General features: G+C 62.2%; 6 protein-coding genes. All 6 read left to right on the top strand.

The features are described from left to right. Positions 1-701 (top strand): integrase core domain-containing protein (locus OXE05_03265; protein MCY4436335.1); only part of this gene is annotated, 701 nt, incomplete at its 5' end. Between the two features lie 392 nt (positions 702-1093). Further along, entirely contained in the window at positions 1094-1321 is a 228-nt protein-coding gene (locus tag OXE05_03260; GenBank protein MCY4436334.1) for a DUF6364 family protein, read from the top strand. Next, on the top strand, positions 1318-1725 hold the full coding sequence (locus OXE05_03255) for a PIN domain-containing protein (protein ID MCY4436333.1): 408 nt from the start codon (positions 1318-1320) through the stop codon (positions 1723-1725). The genes OXE05_03260 and OXE05_03255 overlap by 4 nt, the downstream gene beginning before the upstream one ends. Before the next feature lie 264 nt (positions 1726-1989). Then, the gene (locus OXE05_03250; GenBank protein ID MCY4436332.1) at positions 1990-2919 is read left to right on the top strand and encodes an MBL fold metallo-hydrolase; all 930 of its coding nucleotides are present in this window, start codon (positions 1990-1992) and stop codon (positions 2917-2919) included. Positions 2920-3237: 318 nt separating this feature from the next. Next, a complete protein-coding gene (locus OXE05_03245) occupies positions 3238-4554 on the top strand; it encodes a DNA replication/repair protein RecF (protein MCY4436331.1) in 1317 nt (438 codons plus the stop codon). Positions 4555-4880: 326 nt separating this feature from the next. After that, entirely contained in the window at positions 4881-6044 is a 1164-nt protein-coding gene (locus OXE05_03240) for a PmoA family protein (GenBank protein ID MCY4436330.1), read from the top strand. Positions 6045-6095 lie beyond the last annotated feature (51 nt).

The raw sequence follows: 6095 nt of genomic DNA, 5'->3' as shown, positions 1-6095 counted from the left end.
TGGACTTCAAGGGACATTTCGTCATGCAGCAGAACCGCTGTCATCCCCTCACTCTCCTGGACGATCATGCCCGCTTCAACCTCGCCTTGCAAGCCTGTGCCAACGAGCGGGGAGAGACGGTCCAAGACCGCCTCACCACTGCCTTTCGCCGCTACGGCCTGCCCCAGGCCATGCTCATGGATAACGGCTCCCCCTGGGGCAACGACAGCGGACAGCCCTTCACCCCCCTTACCGTCTGGCTCATGCAGCTGGGCATCTCCGTGCGCCACAGCCGTCCTTACCATCCCCAGACCCTGGGGAAACTCGAACGCTTCCACCGCTCGCTCAAAAGCGAACTGCTGGCAGGAACCACCTTCGCCGACCTGGAGCACTGCCAGCGCGCCTTCGACACCTGGCGCAGCTTCTACAACTTGGAACGCCCGCACCATGCCCTCGATCTCGACACTCCCGTCAGCAGATACACGCCGAGCCCGCGCCCTTTCCCTGAGACCTTGCCTGCCCTCGACTACGCTCCTGACGACCACGTGCGCAGCGTCGATGTCTCCGGTCGCATCTCCTTCCAGGGCAGACGGCTCTGTGTGGGCAGGGCCTTCACACACAAACAGGTCGCACTTAGACCCACCCCAACCGACGGCGTTTGGAATGTATACTTCTCAATACAACGCATAAAATCCATAGATCTCAGAGAACAAAATGTGTAACCTATCTACCCGAACACCTGTTACCTATCAGCCCAGTCTGTACAGGGGAGAGGGCTGGGGTGAGGGGTAGTGGACGCCAGAGCGGCTCGCCTACGATCTCTCGGCAGAGCTGCGGAGAGATCATCAGAAGACATGGTCGTAGCGAGACGGAGAACGAGGGGCGACCAATGGCAAGTCCGCAGCAGTAACGAGAGAACCCGGCAGAGCGCAGGTATCAATTCCAGCAAGATTCCTAGACTCCACTTGCCCGCAATGGCGCTCGCAGACCGAGATTCGCCGTCAGCGACTTTGACACATATGGTGACCGGGCTTGGCTTTCTTGAAATCCGCTCCTGAGACACGTATACTATAGTTAATCATACGTATACGTACTAGAAAGACGCGACGACAGTATGAAACGGAAACTTACCATTACAGTGGACGCCGACCTCTTGCCGGCGGCCAAGCGCTATGCCCGTTCGCGCGGTGTGTCCCTTTCGTCGCTGGTCGAGCAGTCTCTCAGGGCAATGGCAGGTGAGGAATCGCCGTCATTCTCCGAGCGATGGCGCGGCAAGTTTCAGGCGGCGGAGCGTGATGACGACCCGCGCTACACTGCGCTGGCCGAAAAATACCTCCGGTGATACTTCTCGACACAGACGTGCTCATAGACGTCGCCCTGGACAGGCGCCCTCACGCCGACCCGGCAGCAGAACTTCTCGACCGGATCGAGCATGGCGCTGAGGCGGCCTATGTCGCATGGCACTCTCTCTCGAACCTCTATTACCTGGTGGCTCCAACGCTGGGAGACGTGAGCACGCGCGACTTCATCGTCGAGCTTACGCGCTTCGTGGCGGTGGCCGCGACCGACACGGCAAGCATCCGCTACGCCGCCGCGCTCCCCATGACCGATTTCGAGGATGCCATGCAGGTGGCTGCCGCCCGCGCCTGCGGGGCCAGACACATTGTCACGCGGAACGTGAAAGACTACGCACGCTCTCCCATTCGTGCGGTCGCTCCCCATGATGCGCTCGGAGAGTTGTTCTGACATCCAGTCAGTCGCTCCCAATTACATCCTGCGTGCTCACATTCGCCTCGCCGGTCACAAGCGATGTAGCTTGAGACCGGTGCCAAAGCGCTCCAATCAATATGCTATGCTAAGGGCGCCGATCGATCTCCGCGCGAAAAGCTCAGGCACGCTTTGCGGTTTGTTGAATGTCCAATCTAATCCCTGCAATTGACGCCAGTCCGCGTCTCGCCAATTGGCAATGGACCCGCAACGGCGTGAGCACAGAGAGGCAGAGGAAATTCCATGGAACGTATCTGGCTGCGGTGGTGGGGGTGTGGGGCGTTTGACGTGCGCTTTGGCGACGTGAATATCGCCTTCGATCCGTATCTCTTTGGGCAGAACCTGGACAACGCCCAGCCGATTTACGACTACATCTTCATCAGCCACGAGCACTTCGACCATTGCCATCCCAAGACGCTGCGCAAGCTCTGCCAGGGCGAGCGGTTCAAGCGGTTGTTCGTGCCGCCGGGCGCCTTGTGGCCGGACGAGCCGATTGACGAAAAGTACGGCGACGCGGCGTTTTCCCGCGACCTTCCCATCACCAAGCACGTGGCGGCCGACAAGATACAGGTGATGTATCCCAAGCACCAGAACGAACTGCAGCGGGGCAGGCCCTGGGCGGGCACGGTGCACGAACGGGAGTTTCCCGGACCGGACGAGCTGGACCTCGGCCCGCTGCACGTGGAGACTATCGAAAGCGGGGAAAACCAGCGGCCTGACCTGCCGAACCTCGGTTTTCTCGTCACGCACAAGGCTTTAGACGTCTCGTTCCTGCACATTGGTGACGCGTGGGCGGCCTATCCCGCCATGCAGGCCTTGCGCGGGCGGGTGGACTTTGCCATTCACATGAAACTCGGCCTGACGCCGACAACCTCGGACAACCAAACGACTGAACTCGAGGACTTTGTGGACTACATACGGCCCCACGCCCTGATCCCGGTGCACTATCGCACCGACCGCAAGTCGGATCCCGTGCCGGAAGGGCATTGGCCGCCAAACGCCAGCGACGTGGGGGCATTCATCGAGTACTATCATGAGAAGGTTGGCGCGCAGACGCGGGTGCTGCCGTTTACGGCGGGCATCGAGTATGCGGTCACGCTGCCGGAGAAGCGTGTGGAATGGCAGTGGGAGTGGGTGAACACGTGGGACGTGCCGCCGTGGCGTGAAGGGTAGCCGGACAACGGACGCTTGCCGTGACCTTGGCTGTTTGTTTCACGTGAGACATCCCGCCGCACGGCACACAGCAGCCAAGCGAGACTCCGGCAAACCCAGCGTGCCTGTCTAGTGCGCATGCCAATTCCACCGCGCCGGCCCGGCAGTATGTTTCACGTGAAACAATTGCCTGGACCGCCGCATCGCTGCTACAAGGACATGCCGAGTAGTTCACAAAGCGGGATCCCACCAGTTCGCTGCGCTGCCGCGCGGCCCGGGCTCGCCGTTTCACCTGATTTGACCGGCCTGCACGTCTGCTAGTGGGCCAAAGGACGCACCGTGTATCTCACCGCGCTCTCCCTTACGAACTTCCGCAACTATCGTGCCGTCGAACTTCCCCTCGCCCCGGGACTTACAATTTTTTCCGGTCCGAACGGCGCGGGGAAGTCGAATATCCTCGAGGCCATTCACTGCCTGGCAACCGGCCGCTCTTACCGCGCCCGCTCCGATACTGAATTGCGCAGCTTTGCGCCCGATCCGGAGCGTCCCTACACGCGCGTCGCCGGCGACGTGGCCGCCGGCGATCTCACGACCACGCTGGAAGTCATCTGGGCTGCCGAACAGGACCAAGCGGCCGGCTTTAGCAAGCGCATCCGCATCGGCGGCGCGCCTCGCCGCGCCTCCAGCCTGCTGCAACACCTGCACGTGGTGCTGTTTACGCCCCACGACATCGGCCTGGTGGACGGCGCGCCGAGCATCCGCCGCCGGTATCTCGACTACTTGCTCAGCCGCATCGATCCGAGCTATCTCCGCACACTGCAAGGCTATGAGCACGTCATGGCAGAGCGCAACGCCTTGCTGCGCGCGCTGCGGGAGGGAGCAACCCGCGACCGGCGGCAACTGGAAGCCTGGACTCAAGAGCTTACCGCCTTGGGGGCAACGCTCATGGCATTGCGTACGGTCTACACGGCCCATGTGGCGGAACCCTTGACGGCCTATTTCACGTCGCTGACGGGTTTTGGCGGCGAACGGAGGCCCTCAGGCTCTGGAGCAGAATGCGCCGGCGCCGGGCAGTCTTTGCAAGGCCCGGACGTACAGACGCGTGCAGTAGAGCGAGACCCAGAGAAGGCTGAAGGCGACCCGCGCACCGCGAGCCTGCAATTGCGCTACGAATCCACGGTGCCGCTGCCGTCAGGGCCCCCGCATTGCGACGAACTCCGTACCAGCGCACTGCCTCAGGCGTGGCTCACTGAGATTCAGACGGCCTTTGCCGCCGCCCTGACCGAGCAGGCGCCCCGCGAACAGGCCCAAGCAGTAACGGTGGTCGGACCCCATCGCGACGACCTCACGTTCCTGCGCGGCGACCATCCCCTGGCGGCCTACGGTTCCCGCGGCGAACAACGGCTCGCGGCGCTCACCCTCAAGCTTACGGAAATAGCTCTGCTGCACGCGGAATCCGGTGAGTGGCCGGTGATTCTGCTCGATGACTTCCTCTCCGAACTCGATGCCCAACGCCGCCGGCACGTCCTCGCTTCACTCGCCCCCAACGTCCAAGCCTTCGCCACCACCTCCGACCTCCAGCAATTTTCGCAGGACGTCGTGGATGGCGCCCACGTTTTGCACGTCGGCGACGATTCTATTGAGCCCGCGCAGTAGAGCCCGCCGCAGACACCATCCCTCCTCACACATTCCTTCATCACACACGCCTATCCGGTTCTATCGGGTTACAGTGGGTTATATGGAGGTCTCCCCAGCGAAAATGAGAAATTCTCGCGCCACCGGGTGTGGGCAGACAGCGGTCTCTTTGAGTGGCTGGGTTGTCCGAGCAGGCAGAACGTAACCTAGATGTAATTGCCGATTCCGGGGATAGGGTGGGCCACGGCGAAGTCTCGTACGGGGCGCCTGCCGTAGACAGTGCGCCGCACAGTGTATAATCACTTCAAATTGAGCACGGATAGCGTTCACACAGATAAGGAATACGCATGGCAAGCAAGCATTTCACGGTTCACGCCGGCAATCATGATCGGAACGAGTGCCCGGTTTGGGCGGCCGCTGACGGGCTGGACCCCACGGCAAGCTACATTGTGAGCGACGAAGAGACCGGCGCCGAATTGCCCGCGCAAGTCGTGCCGGGCTGCTCCGGCGCTCACCTCGTCTGGGTATTGCCGTCCCAGGCCGCGGGCACATCACGTTCGTACACCGTGCAGGAAGGCACAGCGCCGGGCGGCGTGGCGGTGGCGGAGGGCGAGCACGGTGTGGACGTGCACATGAACGGCGCGCTCTTCACCTCCTATCGCTATGCGCCGCCGGTGGTGAAGCCCTATCTCTATCCGGTTATTGGTCCCACCGGCGAGGGCATGACCCGCAACTACCCCATGATTCCCGACGTCCCGGGAGAAAAGCACGATCATCCGCACCACAAGTCAATCTACGTCTCCCACGGCGAGGTGAGCGGCGCCGACGTGTGGAGCGAAGTAGAGGGCCACGGCTACCAGCGGCACGTGACATTCTTGCCTGCCTATGGCGATAGCGGCGAGCACGTGAGCGGCCCGGTATTGGGCGCAATCCGCTCGCGCAACGACTGGACAGGGTCGGACGACCAAAAGGTGGTGGAAGACGAGCGGCGCTTTACGTTCTACCCCCTGGCCTCTGGCGCCCGTTTGATTGACGTGGACATCACGTTCCGCGCCACGGCGGGCCCGGCGCACTTTGGCGATACGAAAGAGGGTGGCATCATCTCGCTGCGGGTCGCTACCAGCATGGATGCTTCAGACGACGGCCGCATGGAGAACGCCGTTGGCGGCATCGGCGAAGCGGAGTGCTGGGGCAAGCGGGCGCAGTGGCTCGACTATACGGGGCCGGTAAAGGGCGAGACCCTGGGGTTTGCCGTCTATGACCATCCCACCAGCTTCCGGCATCCGACGTACTGGCACGCGCGCAACTACGGGCTCTTTACCGCCAATCCGTTTGGCCTGCACGACTTCTACGCCAACCCTGGCATAGACGGCAGCCACGTGCTGCCCGAGGGCGGTCTGCTGCGCTTCAAGTACCGCATCTACGTCCACGCCGGTGACACCGCTACCGCCCAGGTCGCGCAACGCTATCACGACTACATCACCCCGCCGGAGGTTGCTTTAGCGGAGTGAGTCCGAAGTGTCTGGGACGTCTGGATCCTTATAACTTTGCCCGCGGTGGCG

The organism is Chloroflexota bacterium (assembly GCA_026710945.1).
Lineage (GTDB): Bacteria > Chloroflexota > UBA11872 > VXOZ01 > VXOZ01 > VXOZ01.
The sequence above is the reverse complement of the archived record's forward strand: the minus strand, read 5'-3'. Positions and strand labels throughout refer to the sequence as shown.

Bases quoted from the DNA above. Each gene is read 5' to 3' on its own strand.
- OXE05_03260 (MCY4436334.1), top strand. From the start codon at position 1,094: ATGAAACGGAAACTTACCATTACAGTGGACGCCGACCTCTTGCCGGCG.
- OXE05_03250 (MCY4436332.1), top strand. From the start codon at position 1,990: ATGGAACGTATCTGGCTGCGGTGGTGGGGGTGTGGGGCGTTTGACGTG.
- OXE05_03240 (MCY4436330.1), top strand. From the start codon at position 4,881: ATGGCAAGCAAGCATTTCACGGTTCACGCCGGCAATCATGATCGGAAC.